Genomic DNA, 20,224 nt, shown 5'->3' on the forward strand with positions numbered 1-20,224 from the left:
TTAACTCCCTAACAACGCTGAGCTGATATCGTCAACCGGATAATGGAAAGGCACCGGACCATCTGCTTCACCGCGCAAAAACTGTTGTACCAGGGCAGAATCAGAATTTTTGATCTGTTCCGGTGTCCCTTCGCCAATAACCTGCTTTTCAGCGATAATATAAATGTAATCAGCGATAGTGAGCACTTCTGTCACATCATGGGTTACCACGATACTGGTCAGGTTCAGTGCATCGTTCAAATCTTTAATTAATTTTACCAGCACGCCCATCGATATGGGATCTTGCCCGGCAAAGGGTTCGTCGTACATGATCAGGCGCGGGTCCAGCGCAATCGCGCGGGCCAACGCAGCCCGCCTTGCCATGCCGCCGGATAACTCACTGGGCAGTAATTTTTCCGCGCCGCGCAAACCCACCGCCTGCAATTTCAACAGTACAATAGTTCTGATCACATCCTCAGAAAGGTGTGAATGCTCTCTGAGCGGAAATGCCACATTGTCGAAGACCGACATTTCGGTAAACAAGGCGCCACTTTGAAACAACATACTCATATGACGGCGACATGCATACAATTGCGCCCGATTCATTCCCGGGATTGACTTACCGGCAAATAGCACATCACCGCTGTCGGGTTTGAGCTGCCCACCAATTAAACGCAACATGGTGGTTTTACCGATACCGCTCGGCCCCATAATTGCGGTGGTTTTACCCTCGGGTATAGACATACTAATATCGTGGTAAATCGTGCGATCACCCCGTTTGAATGTCAGATTTTTAATTTCGACCAGATTTTTCATAGTGTGCGATCCCGAGCGCGCCGCCCTCTCCCTTTTTCAGTCCTTTTCGGTGTTGGCTTTTTACAAATTATAGAGCAAGTTGAAACCTTATTCTGTCAGTAGCCTGTAAAGGAGTGTGTATCAGTGTGTATCCCGATACTAAGGTCGTTCAGCTCATTTTATCCGATGCCCCGATATTGGTGCTATTTTACGAAGTTTCAAGGCGGCAAAACAAAATCAAAAAGTAACAAGATATATTCTAAATTTCAGAAACAATCGATTTTCACCCGACCGGGCTTTGCCAGACAAAATTACCCGGCCTTGTCAGGTACAGTCCGCGACGATGCGGCGCAATTTTTGTGCACCCGGACTCAATAAACGCCGGTATTTGCCGAACTTACTTCAACATTGAGGTTCAAATAGTTTAAACTTTTAAAGTTGTACCCATATTAGAGTCATTCCCTTGCCACTACATTTCAAGAAGATCGATTTTTATTCATGCTGACAGACATTGCCCTTTTTATCGTTGGACTTGCACTGCTGAGCTGGAGTGCTGACAGGTTCGTTTATGGCGCTTCAGCCATGGCTAAAAACTTCGGTATTTCCCCCATGGTTATCGGGATGACCATTGTCGCCATGGGCTCATCAGCCCCGGAGATCATGGTATCAGCCACTGCATCAATGGCCGGTAACGCCGACACCGCAGTGGGCAATGCTATCGGTTCAAACATCACCAATATCGGTTTGGTATTGGGCCTTACCGCGCTGTTCAAACCCCTGATGGTCAGCTCCGGCACTATTCGTCGGGAAATGCCGATACTACTTATCGTGTCACTCACCGCGGCCTGGTTTCTGGCGGATTTGAGTTTGAGTCGCAGCGAGGGTATCGCGTTGATGATTCTGTTTTTTGTTACAATTGGCGGTCTTACCTGGCTGTCCATTCAGGCTGATCGCAAAGATCCTTATGGCACCGACACGGCTGAAGAAATTCCATCCGATGTGCCAACCCACAAAGCGATTTTCTGGGTTATGGTGGGCATGGTGTTATTGCCCATCAGCGCCGATATTATGGTGGATTCAGCGGTGAACATCGCCAGATATTTTGGCATGAGCGAACTGATGATAGGCCTGACCATCATTGCCATTGGTACCAGCCTTCCCGAGTTGGCGGCCAGTATTGCCGGTGTATTAAAAGGCGAAGATGACATGGCACTGGGTAACATTATCGGGTCTAACATCTTTAACATTTTAGCGGTAATGGCGATGCCAGGATTAATCGCACCGGGCCTAATCGATGCTGATGCTGCTAACCGGGACATTCACGTGATGCTGGTGTTCACCGTATTGCTGCTGTTATTCAGCTTTGGTTTACGTGGTGTGCGCAAAATAACCCGCTGGGAAGGTGGCATTCTGGTGGCCGGATATATCGGCTACCTCACCTTTCTGTTTGTGGCATAACCGGGTAAAAGCCTAATGAAAGTCGATACTGCACAACTGATTACCTCAGCCCAACGGGTTCTGGATATCGAGCTGGATGCGATTCAAAACCTCAGAAACGCCTTTGATGAACACTTTATCCAGGCCTGTCAGTTGCTGCTTGGTTGCAAGGGCAAAGTTGTCGTTACCGGTATGGGAAAATCCGGTCACATTGCCAATAAAATTGCGGCAACACTGGCTAGCACCGGCACACCGGCATTTTTTATGCACCCAGGAGAAGCAGGACACGGTGACCTGGGGATGCTGGGTAAGGAAGATGTGTTACTGGCGATTTCCAACTCTGGTGAAACCTCCGAAGTGGTGTCTTTGTTGCCGGTAGTCAAGCGGCTGGGTATAAAAATCATTGCGATGACCCGCTCTGCGGAATCTGCCATGGGGCGTTATGCTGATATCCACCTGTCGATTGCCGTGCCGCAGGAAGCCTGCTCCCTGGGACTGGCCCCAACATCCAGCACCAGTGTAACCCTGGTGTTAGGAGATGCGCTGGCAATCGCGTTGCTGGACGCCAAAAACTTTACTGCTGAAGAATTTGCCCTGTCGCACCCCAGTGGTTCACTGGGCAAAAAACTGTTACTCACCTTACAAGATATTATGCATACCGGTGATCGCGTTCCTACCGTCGACGCAAACAGCAGTGTGCGGGATACCCTGGTCGTTATCACTCAAAAAAGCTTAGGCCTGGCGGGCATCGTCGACGAGCAAGGCAAGCTGATTGGGGTGTTTACTGATGGCGATTTACGCCGGGTTATCGATGCCAGAAAAGACGTTCACGCCACGCTCATCAAAGATGTGATGACCAAAAACTGCTATACCGCCCGCAAAGATATGTTGGTGGCCGAAACGCTGACCCAAATGGAGAACCGCAACATCAGTGGCCTGATTGTGGTAGATGACGAGCAGCGTCCCATTGGTGCGTTAAATATGTTAGATATGGTCAAATCCGGGGTGGTTTAATGACACAAGTTGACACGCTTTACGGCCCGCTGGCCCCTCAACTGATAGAGTATATGCGTGACATCAGACTGCTGGCCTGTGATGTAGACGGGGTATTCAGCGATGGTCGCATTTATCTGGGTAACCAGGGAGAAGAGCTCAAGGCGTTTCACACCAAAGACGGCTATGGTCTGAAAGCACTGTTAGCCGCCGGTGTCGAAGTTGCCATCATAACCGGCAGAAAATCGCAGATAGTCTCTGACCGGTTTTCAGCGCTGGGGGTGCGTCATATTATCCAAGGCGAAGAGCAGAAAAAGTCTGCGTTACAAACACTGCAACACTCCCTGAATATTCCCGCGCAGCACACTGCCGCGATTGGCGATGATTTACCCGATACCGGCATGTTTGAATTAGCCCAACTAAAAGTGGCTCCCGCCGATGCGCATCCGGGCGTACTGCATTTGAGTAATTACCACACCACCACACCGGGTGGATTCGGATGTGTTCGGGAATTATGTGACCTGATATTATTCAGCAAAGGAAAACTGCAAGGTATATTGGCGAGTAGCGTATGAGTCGTATTCACATCAGTATCGGTCTGTTATTTATCGTATTGCTAACCCTCTACGTGAATATGATTGCCGATGATAATACGCCACAAACCATAGACGACACACCGGAAGCCTGGAATCCCAATTATCAGGCCCGCAATATGAAAAGTACCCTCTATAACGAATCTGGCAGCGTCAACCACGAGGTGTTTGCCTCCTCGATGGAGCACTACGATATTCTCGGCTTTACGCTGTTTGAACAACCCGAATACACCATTTACACCGATGAAACAGACTCCCCCTGGCAAATTGTTGCAAATGAGGGGACACTGTATAGTGATCAACGTATTGAACTTGAGCAAAATGTCCTTATCAAAAGTCTTAATCAGGACGACTTTGTACAAACTATCGAAACCAGCTTTGTAGAAATTGATTTGCTCAACAAAACAGCCAAATCGAATAACCCGGTCACCATCACCGGGTTGGATTTCATTATTGAAAGCAACGGCTTAACAGTTAATCTGTTGACCCGTAAACTGGAACTCAAAGACCATGTTAAAACGATTTATCAACAACCTGTTGCCCATTAGCAGTGTATTGCTCCTGCTGTCATGTCCGGCATGGGCTGGGAAAGATGACTTTAAACTTCCCATTGAGGTTGATTCAAAATCTCAGTTTGTCGATGGCAAACGCAAAACATCTGTATTCAAAGAAGATGTTAACGTGCGCCAGGGCACCCTATCCATTAATGCTGACGAAGTGAGAGTCTCGGCAGAGGATGGCAAAGGCAAAGAAATATTTGTGGCGCTTGGCAAACCCGCTGTTTATTCCCAAACTATGGATGACGGCAGTAAAATCACCGCCAAAGCTGAAGAAATTCGTTACATTGTTGAGTTTCGGACCCTGGAGCTTAATGGTGCGGCAGAACTTTATCAGGACACCAGTATGGTGAAAGGTGAAAAGATCAGCTTTAATTTAGAGAAAGAACAGTTAATCGCCGGAAGCAACGAAGCCGACGGCAGAGTGACCACTGTTTTTCAGACCGACGATAAAAATTAATCTGCAAGCGCAACCGAACAAGGAAACTCATTTAAGTGCCCACGTTATACGCGAATAATCTGGCAAAATCCTATAAAAGCCGTCAGGTGGTGCGAGATGTCAGCATTGAAGTTAGTACCGGCCAGATAGTTGGTTTACTGGGACCCAATGGGGCCGGGAAAACCACTACATTTTACATGATCGTCGGTCTCGTTCCCCTGGACAAAGGGGAGATTTTTATTGATCAGCATCAACTGACCTTGCAACCTATGCATGTGCGGGCGCGTCATGGCATCGGTTATTTGCCCCAGGAATCTTCAATTTTCAGAAAACTCAGTGTATTCCAGAATCTGATGGCCATTTTACAAATGCGCAAAGAGCTGGATAACGAGCAACGCGAAGAACTTGCCGATGAACTGCTGGATGAATTTAATTTAAATCACATTCGTCACAATCTGGGCATGAGCTTGTCTGGTGGTGAGCGTCGCAGAGTAGAGATTGCCCGCGCTCTGGCCGCCAATCCGCAATTTATTTTGCTGGACGAACCCTTCGCAGGCGTTGACCCTATTTCTGTTAATGATATAAAGAAGATTATTCACCACTTGCGGGACAGGGGGATCGGTGTACTGATCACTGACCACAATGTCAGAGAAACGCTGGATGTCTGCGAACAGGCCTATATTGTCAGTCATGGACAGGTCATTGCCGAAGGCGAACCCGAAACAGTTTTAGCAAATCAGCAAGTAAGAGATGTATACCTGGGTGAGCAATTCAGGCTATAGTAACACTAACAACAATCTAAAGATTGGGGCACAGTAACCCTGAGCTCTGGAGTCGGAAAAAACCATTTTTAATGAAGCCGTCTTTACAACTAAAATTTAGCCAACAGCTAACAATGACCCCTCAATTGCAGCAAGCAATTCGTCTGCTGCAACTGTCAACGCTTGACCTGCAACAAGAAATTCAGGATGCGTTAGACGCCAATCCATTGCTGGAAGTGGATGAAAATACCGAAGCCGGTAGCGATGAAGCGTTGGAATTACTCAAAGAACCCAAAACGGCTGAGTTGAATGGCGCCGACAGCGACAACGAATTCAGTGGTTCAGACGGCATTGACTCAAGTGATGCGCTGGAAAAGAACGACTTACCCGATGAGCTTCCGATAGACAGCACCTGGGATGAATACTACAGCGCGTCATCAGCACCCGCCTCGTCAGGTGGTGTAGGCCCGGATGACGACCAGGTGTATCAGGGTGAAACCAGTGAATCCATACAGGATCACCTGCTCTGGCAATTACACCTGACCCCGTTCAGCGAAACCGATGAAGCCATTGCTTTGGCCATCATAGATTCTATTGATGAATCCGGTTATCTCACCGTTTCGGTTGAGGAAATCCTCGAAAGCCTCGATGATGAAGAAATTGAAATCGACGAAGTGGAATGTGTCAGAAAACGCATTCAACACTTCGACCCCTTAGGTTCAGGCTCAATCACACCACAAGAGTGCTTGCTGGTGCAGTTGGGGCAATTCCCCAAAGACACTCCCTGGTTACAGGAAGCAAAATCACTGCTGTGTGACTTTTCCGATCTGTTAATGGCAAAAGATTTTCGTACCTTGATCAGAAAATCTAAATTGCGTGAAGAACAGCTCAAAGAAGTATTAAAGTTACTGCAAACCCTGAATCCGCATCCGGGCAGTACCTTAAATACCAAAGAACCAGATTATGTGATCCCCGATGTCTCGGTCATGAAAAAATCCGGACGCTGGATTGTCGAACTCAACCCCGATTCCGTGCCAAAGCTCAATATCAATCAGCAATATGCCGCCATGAGCCGGGGCAGCAGAAATAGTGCCGACGGGCAGTTTATTCGCTCGCATATGCAGGAAGCGAAGTGGTTTATCAAGAGTATCGAAAGCCGTAACGACACCCTACTCAAAGTGGCCAATTGTATTGTCCAGCAACAGCACGGCTTTTTCGAGCACGGGCCGGAAATGATGAAGCCCATGGTGCTTAACGACGTGGCTGAAATGGTGGATATGCACGAATCTACGATTTCCCGTGTGACCACACAGAAGTACATGCACACCCCGAGAGGTATCTTTGAGCTGAAGTATTTCTTCTCCAGCCATGTGGCCACAGAAAATGGTGGGGAATGCTCCTCTACCGCCATCAGGGCATTGATTAAAAAACTGGTGGCCGCTGAGAATCAGGCCAAGCCACTCAGTGATAGCAAAATTGCGCAATTGTTAGCCGATCAGGGCATTATGGTAGCCCGGCGAACCATTGCAAAATACCGGGAATCGCTCTCGATTCCTCCATCTAACCAACGTAAGAGTCTGTTATAGACTTCCCTACAAGAAGGACGACCAATTATGCAAATAAACTTATCAGGTCATCACGTCGAAATCACCGATTCTCTTCGCGATTATGTCGATACAAAATTCACTAAACTGGAACGACATTTTGATCACATAAACAATGTATATGTCATCTTAAACGTTGAAAAACTCAATCAAAAAGCAGAAGCAACCATGCACCTCGACGGTGGAGAAGTTTTTGCGACATCCGAGCACAAAGACATGTACGCTGCCATTGACTCTCTCATCGACAAGCTCGACAGGCAGGTTATTAAGCATAAAGAAAAGCTCAAGAGTCATTAGAGGAGTCTAAACGAGGATGGAAATCAAAGACATCCTTTCATCGGACTGCACGCGCTGTGCAGTCCCCATTACCAGCAAAAAACGCGCTCTGCAAATCATCAGTGTTGTTGCCAGTGAAAAACTCAGCGAACTCAATGAAGAAGACGTTCTGAACAGTCTTCTGTGCCGGGAAAAAATGGGCAGTACCGGGATCGGCAACGGCATCGCCATACCACATGGTCGTGTTGAAGGTCTGAGTAGTCCCCTGGCTATTGTACTCACCTGCTCGCCTGGTATAGAATTTGACGCAATCGACAATCAACCGGTCGATATATTTTTTGCGATTTTGGTGCCCGTTGAGCAAACAGAAGGTCACTTGCAAACCCTGGCCCGTATAGCTCAAAAACTCAGTGACAAAGAGGTCACCAAAGTAATCCGCAATTGCCATTCAGACAACGCATTATATGAAGCATTGGTATGAAATTAATTGTGATCAGTGGACGGTCCGGCTCAGGAAAGTCTGTAGTATTAAGGGCACTTGAGGATCTTGGCTACTATTGCGTAGACAATCTTCCGGTAAGTATGTTACCCACACTGACCCACGCGGTTGTCAGTGAATACGACCAGATTGCCGTCAGTATTGACGTGCGCAACTTACCTAAAGACCCAGAACAACTCACAGAGAATCTGGATTTTTTGCCCAACAAAACCGACCTGACCATTATTTATCTGGATGCCAGTGACGATATTTTGGTAAAGCGTTACAGCGAAACCAGACGCCTTCATCCCTTGTCCAAAAACAACATTTCTCTGGCTGACGCTATCGTTAAAGAGCGGGAACTTTTGGTCCCTATTTACGAACGCGCAGACCTCCACATTGATACCGATAAATTGTCGATCCATCAGTTGGCAGAACTGGTGCGAGAACGCATTCTGGGCAAGAAGTCCTCACGACTGGTCCTGGTTTTTGAATCCTTTGGCTTTAAAAACGGTATTCCGAAAGACGCCGATTACGTCTTTGACGTGCGCTTTTTGCCTAATCCACACTGGATACCGGAACTCAAACCCTATTCAGGTAAAGATGCGCCCGTTGCTCAATACCTGACAGCACAGCCCATCGTGGTGAAAGTGATCGGTCAATTTCAAAACCTGATCGAAACCTGGCTGCCGCATCTGGAGAGAAACAACCGCAGTTACGTGACCGTTGCCATAGGGTGTACCGGGGGACAACATCGCTCAGTATTCATCGCTGAAACCCTGGCGAATTATTTTTCTGTTGCTCACCCTGATGTGCAAATCAGACACCGGGATCTGGACGCGTGAATCGAGCAGAACGAACCCTAACCATCACCAATAAACTGGGCCTTCACGCCAGAGCAGCCACCGAACTGGTGAAGCTGGCCGCCTCATTTTCCGCAACCATTATGCTGCACAAAGACGGTAAAAGTGCTTCTGCAGACAGTGTTTTGGGCTTAATGATGCTGGAAGGGTCACAAAACAAACAGGTGAAGGTCATTTGCGAAGGCAATGATGCCGAGCCGGCTTTAGAGGCAGTTTCCGCATTATTCTCCGCGCGGTTTAACGAAGCTGAGTAGTGTTTCACAATATTTAAACCTGGATTGTGATTTGTTTCATTAGTAGATATCCAGCAGCCACTTATTGCTATAAACTATAATAAACGAACAATAACAATGACCTGTGTATACAGAACGCTCATCTGTAAAGGACTTTCAGGTTGTTAATGGAAATCAGTTCATCGCAAAAATAAGGAGTGTCGATAAGTGCCGGGAACACCTTATCTAAATCTAAAACATCGTGATTTAGCCGGATTCGGTACAGCTTTCTACACCCTTATATCAGCCCGCAGCAACGTTTCTCAGTATCCGCAAAGCCAGTCAGCAAAGATTGACATGGCAACATTCTCTCTTGTGCCCTCTGGTGAGGAAGCACACTGATGGAACAAAATAAGCTCGAACAGGAATACGTCACCACGCAACTGGATGCCATTAACGAAGCGCTCAGTAATGGCCTGTTTGTGCATGTGCGCAAAATGCTGCACAGCATTCCCCCCGCAGATGTCGCGTTACTTTTAGAATCCACCCCGGTTCGCAATCGTTCTTTGCTCTGGAAACTCATCGATACTGATTACCACGGCGATGTGTTAGAAGAACTGTCTGAGGATGTGCGCAACGGCATCATGCGCGAAATGGTGCCTGAAAAGCTTGCTGACGCCCTGGAAGATATGGACACCGACGACCTTGCAGAAATGCTGCACGGTCTGCCTGACAGAATGGTTCAGGATGTCCTGGAGTCCATGGACAGCATGGACAGGGCCAGAGCAGAACAAGCCTTATCCTATGGTGAAGGTACCGCCGGTTTCATTATGAACACCGACACCATTACACTGCGACCGGAAGTCAGTGTAGAAGTGATTCTGCGCTACCTGAGACTCAAGCAGGAACTGCCGGAAGATACCGACATGCTGTATGTCACCAACCGCTATGACCGGTTGATTGGGACGGTGCCTCTTACCAGCCTGATCACTGCGGCCCCGGAGATCAGTGTTGAAGAAATCATGGAAGAAGAACCAGAAGTCATCAAGGTGGATCTGGACGAAACCGAAGTAGCCAAATTGTTCGAGCGTCACAACTGGCTGTCGGCACCTGTCGTAGATGCCAATCATCAACTGGTAGGCCGTATTACCATTGATGACGTGGTTGATATCATCCGTGAAGAGGCCGAACACTCCATGATGAGTATGGCGGGTCTGGAAGATGAAGAAGATACCTTCGCTCCGGTACTCAAAAGTACGCAACGCCGCTCCATCTGGTTAGGTGTCAACCTGTTTACGGCCCTGATGGCCGCCATGGTCAGCGACCTGTTTGAAGCCACATTAAGTCAGTTGGCGGTTCTTGCCATCCTCAATACTATCGTTCCCAGCATGGGGGGTGTGGCCGGTAACCAAACCCTCACTCTGGTTATTCGAGGTATGGCACTGGGCCATGTCAGCGCCTCAAACTCTCGCTGGTTGATCAGCAAAGAACTGGCTATCGGCTTTCTCAATGGCATCATCTGGTCGGTTTTGATTGCCTCGGTTGTTGCCGTCTGGAAACAAGATTACATGTTAGGTTTGGTGATTGCGTTCGCCATGATGGTCAATATGGTTGCAGCGGGCCTGTCGGGTGTTATCCTGCCCATCGTGATGAAAAAGCTGAAAATCGACCCCGCGTTGGCGGGCAGTGTTATTCTCACCACAATTACCGATGTGGTGGGTATCTTTGCGTTTTTGGGCACCGCCACCTGGCTGTTGCTGTAGACCCGCATCCAACATGGTTTTCGAATTAAATTTCAAACCAAAACGCGCTAACTCATAACCCAAAAGTCAGAAATTACTCCTGTACTCCTGAGGTCTTGTTGTCTGTTAATTACACTACAGGAATACAATAATGATCCGTATCGTTTCTACACTGTTTGCACTTTTCTTTAGCTTAAATACTCTGGCTGGGATTGATACCCAAACCGATGACAATGGCGTGATATTGGCAGGGCATGATGCCGTGGCCTATTTCACTGACAACAAACCTGTGATGGGTAAGGCTGAATTTACTGCTGTTTACCAGGGAGCCATTTATCGGTTCAGCTCTGCTGAAAACCGCAACACCTTCAACCAAAATCCGCAGCAGTATGCCCCTGCTTACGGTGGTTATTGTTCAACCGGCACCAGCTTTGGCAAAAAATTTGAAGTCAATGGCAAGGCCTTCAAAATTGTCGACGGACAATTGTTCGTTAATAAAAACGAAGAAATTCACGCGTTTTGGTTAAAAGATGTTGCCGGCAATATTGTCAAAGCCGACAACAACTGGCCGGAAATTAAACACGTGCCCGCCGATGAACTCTGATTGCTAAGTGTCACTTTATCCCCGCCATCGAGCGGGGACAGGCAGAACCAGACTGCAGCCTGAACGCGATTGCCAGTTTGGCGAAGCCCGGGTAGTGATTAAAACGCTTTTCTCAGATAAGGTCGGTAATTGGCAGTCCAAAAATTTTCCTCTATACGCTGCCGCAATTCAGCCTCACTCAGCCCGGGCACATCCCCTTCCTGAACAACCACATTCGCGATGGCCAGCGCAATGTCTTTACTGATCGCCTGAATTTCCTGCAAAGGTGGTAGTAACCCGCCACAGCCCTGATTAACCAAAGGCGAACAACCGGCCAACGCTTTACTGGCCGCCATCAACATCGCATCCGTGATGCGCTTAGCGCCGGTACTGACCACTGCCAGACCAATTGCAGGAAACACATAACTGTTGTTGCTCTGACTAATTACGTGCTGAACCCCTTGCAGGCTGACATCATCAAACGGACTGCCCGTTGCAAGCAAGGCTGCGCCATTCGTCCAGCGCAAGACGTCTTCGGGTTGAGCTTCAGCCAGACGTGAGGGATTACTCAGCGGCAATATCACCGGTTGCGCGCAATATTGATGCATTGCTTTAATGGCAGCTTCATTGAACAAACCAGGCTGACCGCTAACGCCCAACAACATATCCGGTTGCACCGCATGCATAACATCCTGCAAACTGTGTTCCGTGTGACTCGAAAGCCCTGCCGGTAAGCCAGCATGTGCCAAACGGGCCTGAAATGGCTTCATATCAGGGGTGGACGTGGTTAGTATTCCATCCCTGTCCAGCATATAAATCTGCTGCCGTGCCTGTTCATCGGTCAGCCCTCGCTCTCTCAGACAGGCAATCCATTGTTCTGCAATTCCACAGCCTGCTGACCCTGCCCCGACAATAACAACGCGTTGCTGAGTGATATCCACTTTTTTAGCCGCACAGGCGGCAAGCATGACTGCAACAGCGACCACCGCCGTGCCCTGAATATCGTCATTGAAGCAGCAGTACTCCTGCTTATAACGCTGCAACAGCGGCGTTGCGTTATGTTGCGCAAAATCTTCAAATTGAATGAGGGCGTTGGGCCAACGTCGCTTTACGCCCTGCATAAAAGCATCCACAAATTCGTGGTATTGCTGTTCATTGATGCGGCGGTGACGACATCCCATGTACATGGGATCAGACAGTAACGCCTCATTGTTGGTGCCAACGTCCAACATCACAGGCAAGGCATACGCGGGACTGATACCACCACAGACGGTGTACAGCGATAGTTTTCCGATCGGAATACCCATGCCACCAATGCCCTGATCCCCTAATCCCAGTACCCGCTCACCATCAGTCACCACAATGATTTTGATATTGCGCTTGGTGGCATTGTGTAAAATGTCATCGATTCGATCTTGCTGATGATGGGCAATGAACAATCCCCGGGCACTACGGTAAATATCCGAGAATTGCTGGCAAGCCTCACCCACCGTTGGGGTATAGATGATCGGCATCATCAGCTCGATATGCTGTTCAACCAGACGATAAAACAAAGTTTCGTTGCTATCCTGAATATCCCGCAAAAATATATGCCGTGCCATATCCGATGTTAATTGCTGGTATTGCTTAAAGGTGCGCTCAACCTGCTGCTCTATCGATTCGTATTGAGGCGGTAACAGGCCTTCTAAATTAAAGGCAATACGCTCACTTTCGCTAAAGGCACTGCTTTTGTTAAGCAAAGGCATATCCAAAAGCGATGGCCCCGCATGGGGCAAATATAAGGGTTTTTGATTCTTATTGTGCATTCACAGTAATCTCAGGTGTTGTTGTTCAGATGCAATTGCGTGGCTCAGAAAATCAGCGGAGCCACCCACACGGCAAGTGCTGTTACCAACAGGATACTCATCAGATTGAGGATAAATCCGGCTTTCGCCATCTGCGGAATACTGATGTAACCCGAGGAAAACACGATAGCATTAGGTGGTGTTGCCACCGGCAGCATAAAGGCACAACTTGCCGCCAGTGTCACTGGTATCATCAGCATCATAGGTTCGCCTCCCATTTCCAGCGCCAACACAGCCACAACCGGCAGAAAGGTTGCCGATGTGGCGAGATTGCTGGTCAGCTCAGTCAGGAAGATCACCAGGGTGGTCGCACAGAGAACCAACACAATCATGCCAAAGGCATTCATGTTCACCAGCCCCTCGCCTAACCATTGCGCCAGACCAGAATCCGATACCGCCGCAGCCAGACTCAGGCCCCCACCAAACAAAACCAGTACCCCCCAGGGAATGGATTTCATGTCCTCCCATGCCATTAATGCACCTTCCCGTCCCTTTCCCGCAGGAACAATAAACAGTGCAACAGCGGCAAACATCGCTATTCCGGCATCGGAAAGTCCATCAATAGATAACCAGGTCGACAGCAAAGGCCGGGTCATCCACGCCAGTGCCACCAGACTAAAAATTATCCCTACCCGCCATTCTTCCTGACGGACCGGCCCCAATGCCTGGCGTTGTTTTGCCAGTTGCATACGCGCACTATCCGGGGTTACAAACGAGACCGGGTAAATCCAACGAGTTAGTGCCAGCCAGGCGATGGGGAGCAGAGTGACACTCAGTGGCACTCCGATGAGCATCCACTTTGCAAAATCCAGTTGCACATTGTAGGTCTCATTCATAAAGCCCACTAAAAAGGCATTGGGTGGTGTGCCCACCAGCGTAGACATGCCGCCAATGGTTGCGGCGTAAGCAATGCCCAGTAACAACGACAATTGAAAATGCCGCCGCTCTTTCAGCGAAAAACCGGATTGTTCTGTTTCCATGGTAGAGACGATGGACAATGCAATAGGCAGCAACATCATGGTGGTCGATGTGTTTGTCATCCACATACTCAAAATGGCACTGACAATCATAAACCCCAGAATAATGGAACGCGCAGAACGACTGACATAACTCAAAATAAAGTAGGCGATACGCTTGTGCAGGTTGGCTTTCTGCAATGCCGTCGCAATAATAAAACCTCCTAAAAACAAGTAAATCGTCGGATTAGCATAGGGGGCAGATGCCGCCTTTATAGGCAAAATATTCAGTGGCGCAAACACCACTAAAGGCAGTAACGCCGTAACGGCAACATGCACCGCTTCTGTGGACCACCAGATTGCCATCCATACACCGATCGCCGCCGTCATCCAGGCGGTATCACTCAGTCCTTCGGGGGTTGGGGAGATTGCAATTAATATAAACAGCAAAGGTCCCAACCACATGCCCAGATTTTGGTATCCGGCGCGGCCACTGGCGGCTTGCTGATTGTCTGTAATGGGTAAGTCTTGGGCCATGCTCATTACTCCTTCAGCATTTCCGGAAACAGATAATGAACGGCTCCGGGCACCATTTTAGTGCTGCTGTGACCGACACCCTGTACCACATCGATGCGCCATGGGGATTCGATATTGCGTTCTATCACGGTGTTCATGACTGTGGCGTAAAACCGCAATCCACGAGAAAACACGTTGCGTCCCTGAGCATTGGCCCGGGCACTGTTACTGAGCGCCTTGGTACGAGGCCCGGTGTCCTGATCCCCTAACATAATGGTCAGAGGTTGTTGCAACCAGACATCAACCGACTCTGGCGTATGCGCAGTACCGCCGAGTCCAAAAGGATACGGGCTTTCATCCGGCATGGTAAAAAACGCCGGGTTGGCCGCTACCGCCTGAGATACCGGCGCATTGGGGCGATTCAACATAAAGGTATGTACAAATCCGCCACCGGCAGAATGCCCGTACAACGCAAACCGGGTTTGCGCCGAGCCAAATCGGTGCACAAAGTCGTCAAATACCAACTCAGGAACCGAATAAAACTGCATGGCTTCGGGTTGCGGTTGCCCCTGGTGGTCGGTCAGCCCCCCCAGATTATATAAATACTCACTGTCACAAACCTGCAAACTACAACCAATCGCCAACACCACAAACTGGTGTTTTAACGCCAGTTCATGCCATTGATCACGGTATTCATCGGCGTTGCGTTTTGCTCCGGGAATAACCAGTAATACCGGCGTATCTTCACCGGCCCCTTGTGGAACAATAAACTCCACGTTGATTTTCCCGCCAGGCCATTGGGTAAATGAGTAATTGCCCACCTCTCGCCCCTGCCAGGGTTGCGTGGGTATCGTCGCGCAAGCGCTTTGAAAAACAGACAGCAACAACAACGCTGCCGTCATGGAAAACATTTTCATCATAATCGTTCTCTTTAATGGATTACATCCGGCGTCTGAGTGACGCCGGTTTTATGCTGTAAGGATCAGAAGCTGGCGCGTACGTCCAGATAGAAATAACGTCCATAATCCTGATGGGCATCTTCAAAGTAACCAAAGCTGGATGCCGCCAAAGGAGCGCGTTCATCCGTCAGGTTTTTCACCCCCAACCGGAAGCGTGTGTCAACTTCATGAATTTGCGCGGTGTAGTCCACGGTGGCATCAAAAGTCGTCATGGCCGGTATGTTGTAGCGGGTGCCGTCTTCCAGTGTTAGCTCTGCCTGATAAAAACTACCAATTCGGTAGGCAGAGAGCGATGCACCATAGGCATCTTTACGCCAGGTCATGCGCAGGCTGTGTTTTTCTTTTTGGTTGCCATTACGGCGCACCAGATCATCAAAGCCCATCACCGGGAAATGCGCCGGCAGTATGCCATCGGCCTGCGCCTGCACCAGTTGTTGTGCAACGCCCCCCGCTTCCTGCTCAAATTTATCCAGGAAGGAGGCATTGTAATCCAGCTTGAATCGACCAAAATCGGAGCGCAAGGTGTAGTACACACCTAAATCATGCCCTGACACGGTACGGGTATCTAAATTGGCGTACCGGTCGTCAATGTAGTTGATCTGACCCGCAGCACAGATACCTGCGGCGTTATAAAATGCCGCTTCATCGGGATCGATATCGCCGCGATTTACGGCTGAATTAAATGTCGCACCTTCACAATTTGCCGTGCCCTGTTCCAGACGGTACAGAAGGTCCAGTAAAGAATGGTTTTCCTCGCCAAGCAGACCAATGGTGTCTTTTTTCTTGATGCTCCAGTAATCCAGAGTGATCGCTAACCCTTCCAGCGGCTCAACAACAATACCCACAGAGGTGTTGTCCGATTTTTCAGGTTGCAGATCTTCGCTGCCCTGGGCTATACGTTGCAGCGAATAATTGCAATCTAATGCGTCCTGGTCAGGGTCCCCGCCATTTTCAGCCGCATACAAACACGCATAGTCAGTGCGGGTTTGGGTGCGCGCGACGATTTCTTCATTGATAGTAACCAGATTCGGGGCCCGGAAAGCTTCAGACCAGGAGCCACGCAACAACACAGGTTCAAAGGGTCGGTAACCAAAGGCCACTTTGCCTACAGTGGTATCGCCAACATCGGAAAAGTTCTCGTAACGCGCAGCCAGTTGCACATCCAGATTGTCCAAAATTGGGATCTGGAATTCAGCAAACAACGAACTGACATTGCGACTGCCTTTATTATCCGGCGTAGGACTGGAATTCACGACATCAGACACAAACGGATAGGTATCGCCATCATCATCAATAAACTGAATTGTGCCATCCAGACGTGGATCGCGATCATCTTTAAATGACTCTTCGCGCCATTCGACACCAGCAACGAAGCCTACAGCGCCGGCGGGTAATTCGAACAGATCAGCATTGGAAACTTTGAAATCAAACGTGGTTAACTCTGACTCACTTTTGCGATACACATCTATCAATGCCCGTTCGATATTGGAATCAACGCCGACAGCAAAAGGATTATAAGCGGCTGCAGTGGTATCGTTCAGCGCTTCCTGCATCAGCGTATTGGAAACACGATTGTGGGTGACATCATCTTTAGTACCTTTCGAATAGGAAACCGCGGTTTCCCAATCCCAGTTCCCCAGATAACCCCGTAATCCTTGCAGAAAACGATAGGTTTCACCCGAGTTATCAACAATACGCGGCAATTCAGCAAAGCGGTAGTTATCAATTTCCAGTGCCAGCCCCTCGCAGGGTACCCCCTCCATGACTGCCGGATTGTCCAACCTGTTGGGTGAACCACACGGTCCAAAGGGATTGTAGTAATTATCAGCCGCCACAATTAATTTAGAGGAGGAAAACGATGCTGTCGGGTGACGTCTCAGATTGGTATCGGACTTATAACCCATGATTTCAGTAAAGGCTTCCCAACCGTTTTCGAAAGTGTGATTAATATTGATGAAAACATTGGTGCGCTCCAGTTCAGAGGTCAGGTCGCGATCCAGATTCATGTTGTAACGCTCTGTGCCCTGCCCGTCTGGTGCTGCACAAAGGCCATTACCCAGCTCCCAAACACATCGGGCATCACCGGAGGGGAAAGTTTCAAATTCGCCGCTGCCATCGACCAAGCCTTCAGTGCGCAGCGGATTAGAAGCTGCCACCCGATCCATTATATCAAACTGACCATACAATGAGTTGGCACTGGTAGAATCAAACTCAGAGTGACCATACCAGGGTGAATCCGGAGATAAACGATCCGTCAGGTCAGCATTGGACCAGCGGGGATCGTCCTGTGAATTAACGCGATCTCGCTGATAATAATTGAAAATCACCCCGATATTGGTTTTGCCATCATTGATGTCTTTACCCCAATGCATGGACAGCGTTTGATCATTGCGAGGCAGGTTCTCATACTCCTGCCATTTTACCCGTACATCAAACCCGACAAAATCGTTAGGGGTAACCGTATTGACGACACCTGCGACGGCATCTGCACCATAGATAGCTGACGCTCCATCGCGCAAAACTTCTACCCGTTTAGCACCAAACACCGGGATAGTTTGAGAGTTCACAGTATTCACCGGTACAAAGCTGCCACCAACCACTTCGGTTTGATAAGCCGCGGAATTCACCATGCGACGACCATTGAGCAATACCAATGTATTACCTGTCCCGATATTTCTCAGGTTAAACGCCCCCACATCACCGCGCGCGGCATTGACACCACCGCTGATATTGCCGGCCTCATTAAAAAAGTTTTGGCCATTTTCCGGGATCAGCTGCAACAATTCATCACCGGAATCAACTCCCATGGTGGCGATATCTTCAGCGCTCAGTTGCGATACGGCTAATGCTTCACTTATTTCCGCACCTTTTATTTGCGAGCCCACCACGGCAATCTTTTCAATATCTTTGTCTTGTTCTTCAGCGGTTTGTGCGGCTACAGCCATACTCAGAGATGATGCTACCGCTAACATGCAAGTGGAGGTCAGCAAGCGGTCGTAGCGAATAACCTGGGTAATTTTATTAATCATTGTTTTACCTTAACGTTAAAAGTGTGTCCTATGGGTCTTCAGACAATGCAGCGTGGCGCTTAGGGCGAATCATCACGCATTAACATCAAAGCAACAATTGCAAAGACTTTGCCAATCCAAAAAATTGTTTTTTATTGTTGTTTTTCAATTAGTTAAATATAGAGAACTTTATTTCACCTGGCTTTTTGGGTGAACTCCCACACGTTACATTTTTGTAAATGGGTGAACATCCACCCATTACCTGCCATTAACAAATAGGAATCAGGATAACTTATAATCCCCTTTGTCCAGGCCGTGTTTGCGCATTTTGTCATAGAGGGTTTTACGGGGTAATCCCAGGTGCTGTTGTACATCGGTCAGTCGCCCTTCATTGGCCCGCAATGATTCCTGAAGTAGCTGTCTTTCATAATGGGCGACTTTTTCAACCAGTGTCAGCTTGTCATTTTCAACGCCTGGCGTCCCATCATCAAACGCCGTTTGTCCTCCCATCAGAACAAAGCGTTCTGCGGCATTGCGCAATTCCCGGATGTTTCCCGGCCAGTTGTGTTGCTGCAGGCGAAGCAGTTGCTCGTTGGTCAGGCGCGGGGCGTCCGTGTGAAAACGGGTACTGGCAATAGCGGCAAAATGTTGAAACAACAGCGATATGTCTTCTTTGCGCTCCCTTAACGGCGGTATCTCCACGTTGATCACATTGAGTCGATAGTACAGATCTTCGCGAAACTCGCCTTTTTCCACCAACTCCAGTAAATCCACTTTAGCGGCGGCGATTACCCGAATGTCCAGCTCAACCTGACGATTGGAGCCCAGCGGTTCAATCCGTCTGTCTTCCAGTACCCGCAACAGCTTTATCTGCAGTGCCATGGGCATACTTTCGATTTCATCCAGAAAAAACGTACCGCCATTGGCGTGTTCGATTTTTCCCACCCGCTTTTTCTGGGCGCTGGTAAAGGCACCAGCCTCAAACCCAAACAATTCACTTTCAATCATGGATTCGGGAATGGCACCACAATTGATTGCCACAAAATTCTCATTTTGTCGTTTGCTGTTGTAGTGCAAAAAGCGCGCAACCAGATCCTTTCCGGCACCGGTTTCGCCTTTGATCAGGACATCTGCCGGGATATCCCGTATCTGCAGAAGTATGCGCCGCAGGGCTTTTATTTTAGTGGTATGCCCTAAAATTCGCGGACCAGCACCGGCTTGCGCATCCAGTTCGTTTTTCAGTTCACGGTTTTCCAGTACCAATGCACGTTTTTCACCCGCGCGTTTGATAACGTCCAGAATGTGCTCATTGGAAAACGGCTTTTCGATAAAATCATAGGCTCCCAGGCGCATCGATTCTACCGCTGTAGAAATATCACCATGCCCGGTAAGCATCACAATGGAAAGCTCCGGATCCAGCTTTAGCGCTTCGCGCAATAACGCAACGCCATCCATTCCTGGCATATTGATATCGGAAATCAATACGCCGTTAAAGTCCGGTTCCAGTTTGCGCATGGCTTCGCGGGCGTCAGTAAACACATCAACCTTGTATCCCTCCAGCTGCAACAACTGTTGCAGCGAACGCAAAATGGTAGGTTCATCGTCAATTATATAAATAGGTAAGGTCAT

The 20,224-nt window shown here is 48.7% G+C and carries 19 protein-coding genes; 13 read left to right on the top strand and 6 right to left on the bottom strand.

Translation table 11 applies throughout. The annotated features are described in order from the left end of the window. Complete coding sequence (locus AC0J20_RS14235) at positions 1–795, bottom strand: ATP-binding cassette domain-containing protein (RefSeq protein WP_473022165.1); 795 nt, start codon at positions 793–795, stop codon at positions 1–3. A 477-nt stretch (positions 796–1,272) separates the two neighbouring features. On the opposite strand from AC0J20_RS14235, the gene AC0J20_RS14240 reads away from it, so the two are divergent. The 13 genes from AC0J20_RS14240 to AC0J20_RS14300 all read left to right on the top strand — a co-directional run bounded on the left by AC0J20_RS14240 (position 1,273) and on the right by AC0J20_RS14300 (position 11,333). Then, positions 1,273–2,232 (top strand): calcium/sodium antiporter, encoded by a 960-nt coding sequence (locus AC0J20_RS14240; RefSeq protein WP_229528121.1) that lies wholly within the window; start codon positions 1,273–1,275, stop codon positions 2,230–2,232. 15 nt (positions 2,233–2,247) lie between these two features. Next, the gene (locus tag AC0J20_RS14245) at positions 2,248–3,225 is read left to right on the top strand and encodes a KpsF/GutQ family sugar-phosphate isomerase (RefSeq protein WP_229528120.1); all 978 of its coding nucleotides are present in this window, start codon (positions 2,248–2,250) and stop codon (positions 3,223–3,225) included. Continuing rightward, positions 3,225–3,779: a 3-deoxy-manno-octulosonate-8-phosphatase KdsC gene (kdsC, locus tag AC0J20_RS14250; RefSeq protein ID WP_473022166.1), complete on the top strand. Its 555-nt coding sequence runs from the start codon at positions 3,225–3,227 to the stop codon at positions 3,777–3,779. Before AC0J20_RS14245 ends, kdsC begins: the two co-directional genes overlap by 1 nt. Then, on the top strand, positions 3,776–4,345 hold the full coding sequence (lptC, locus tag AC0J20_RS14255) for an LPS export ABC transporter periplasmic protein LptC (RefSeq protein ID WP_229528118.1): 570 nt from the start codon (positions 3,776–3,778) through the stop codon (positions 4,343–4,345). The genes kdsC and lptC overlap by 4 nt, the downstream gene beginning before the upstream one ends. Continuing rightward, on the top strand, positions 4,308–4,814 hold the full coding sequence (lptA, locus tag AC0J20_RS14260; RefSeq protein ID WP_229528117.1) for a lipopolysaccharide transport periplasmic protein LptA: 507 nt from the start codon (positions 4,308–4,310) through the stop codon (positions 4,812–4,814). Before lptC ends, lptA begins: the two co-directional genes overlap by 38 nt. 35 nt (positions 4,815–4,849) lie before the next feature. Next, positions 4,850–5,575 (top strand): LPS export ABC transporter ATP-binding protein, encoded by a 726-nt coding sequence (gene lptB, locus AC0J20_RS14265; protein ID WP_229528116.1) that lies wholly within the window; start codon positions 4,850–4,852, stop codon positions 5,573–5,575. 71 nt (positions 5,576–5,646) lie between these two features. Beyond that, positions 5,647–7,140, top strand: a complete 1,494-nt coding sequence (locus AC0J20_RS14270) for an RNA polymerase factor sigma-54 (protein WP_229528115.1) — start codon at positions 5,647–5,649, stop codon at positions 7,138–7,140. Between the two features lie 27 nt (positions 7,141–7,167). Then, a complete protein-coding gene (gene hpf / locus AC0J20_RS14275; RefSeq protein WP_229528114.1) occupies positions 7,168–7,455 on the top strand; it encodes a ribosome hibernation promoting factor in 288 nt (95 codons plus the stop codon). Positions 7,456–7,471: 16 nt separating this feature from the next. Further along, positions 7,472–7,915 (top strand): PTS IIA-like nitrogen regulatory protein PtsN, encoded by a 444-nt coding sequence (gene ptsN / locus AC0J20_RS14280; protein WP_229528113.1) that lies wholly within the window; start codon positions 7,472–7,474, stop codon positions 7,913–7,915. Next, positions 7,912–8,757, top strand: coding sequence for an RNase adapter RapZ (rapZ, locus tag AC0J20_RS14285; RefSeq protein ID WP_229528112.1), 846 nt, complete (start codon positions 7,912–7,914; stop codon positions 8,755–8,757). Before ptsN ends, rapZ begins: the two co-directional genes overlap by 4 nt. Beyond that, positions 8,754–9,029, top strand: a complete 276-nt coding sequence (locus tag AC0J20_RS14290; RefSeq protein ID WP_473022167.1) for an HPr family phosphocarrier protein — start codon at positions 8,754–8,756, stop codon at positions 9,027–9,029. The genes rapZ and AC0J20_RS14290 overlap by 4 nt, the downstream gene beginning before the upstream one ends. 359 nt (positions 9,030–9,388) lie before the next feature. After that, complete coding sequence (gene mgtE / locus AC0J20_RS14295; RefSeq protein ID WP_473022168.1) at positions 9,389–10,750, top strand: magnesium transporter; 1,362 nt, start codon at positions 9,389–9,391, stop codon at positions 10,748–10,750. A gap of 130 nt (positions 10,751–10,880) precedes the next feature. Beyond that, on the top strand, positions 10,881–11,333 hold the full coding sequence (locus AC0J20_RS14300) for a YHS domain-containing (seleno)protein (RefSeq protein ID WP_473022169.1): 453 nt from the start codon (positions 10,881–10,883) through the stop codon (positions 11,331–11,333). A gap of 98 nt (positions 11,334–11,431) precedes the next feature. Here AC0J20_RS14300 and AC0J20_RS14305 read toward each other — a convergent pair whose 3' ends face one another. The 5 genes from AC0J20_RS14305 to AC0J20_RS14325 all read right to left on the bottom strand — a co-directional run bounded on the left by AC0J20_RS14305 (position 11,432) and on the right by AC0J20_RS14325 (position 20,224). Further along, positions 11,432–13,117 carry an NAD-dependent malic enzyme gene (locus AC0J20_RS14305; RefSeq protein ID WP_473022170.1) on the bottom strand — a complete coding sequence of 562 codons (1,686 nt, stop codon included), beginning with the start codon at positions 13,115–13,117 and terminating at the stop codon, positions 11,432–11,434. Between the two features lie 44 nt (positions 13,118–13,161). Then, positions 13,162–14,649: an SLC13 family permease gene (locus AC0J20_RS14310; protein ID WP_229528107.1), complete on the bottom strand. Its 1,488-nt coding sequence runs from the start codon at positions 14,647–14,649 to the stop codon at positions 13,162–13,164. 5 nt (positions 14,650–14,654) lie between these two features. Continuing rightward, entirely contained in the window at positions 14,655–15,548 is an 894-nt protein-coding gene (locus AC0J20_RS14315; protein ID WP_473022171.1) for an alpha/beta fold hydrolase, read from the bottom strand. A 62-nt stretch (positions 15,549–15,610) separates the two neighbouring features. Then, a complete protein-coding gene (locus tag AC0J20_RS14320) occupies positions 15,611–18,616 on the bottom strand; it encodes a TonB-dependent receptor domain-containing protein (RefSeq protein ID WP_473022172.1) in 3,006 nt (1,001 codons plus the stop codon). A gap of 261 nt (positions 18,617–18,877) precedes the next feature. Continuing rightward, positions 18,878–20,224, bottom strand: coding sequence for a sigma-54-dependent transcriptional regulator (locus AC0J20_RS14325; RefSeq protein ID WP_473022200.1), 1,347 nt, complete (start codon positions 20,222–20,224; stop codon positions 18,878–18,880).

The sequence above is a fragment of the Planctobacterium sp. R6 genome, assembly GCF_055755215.1.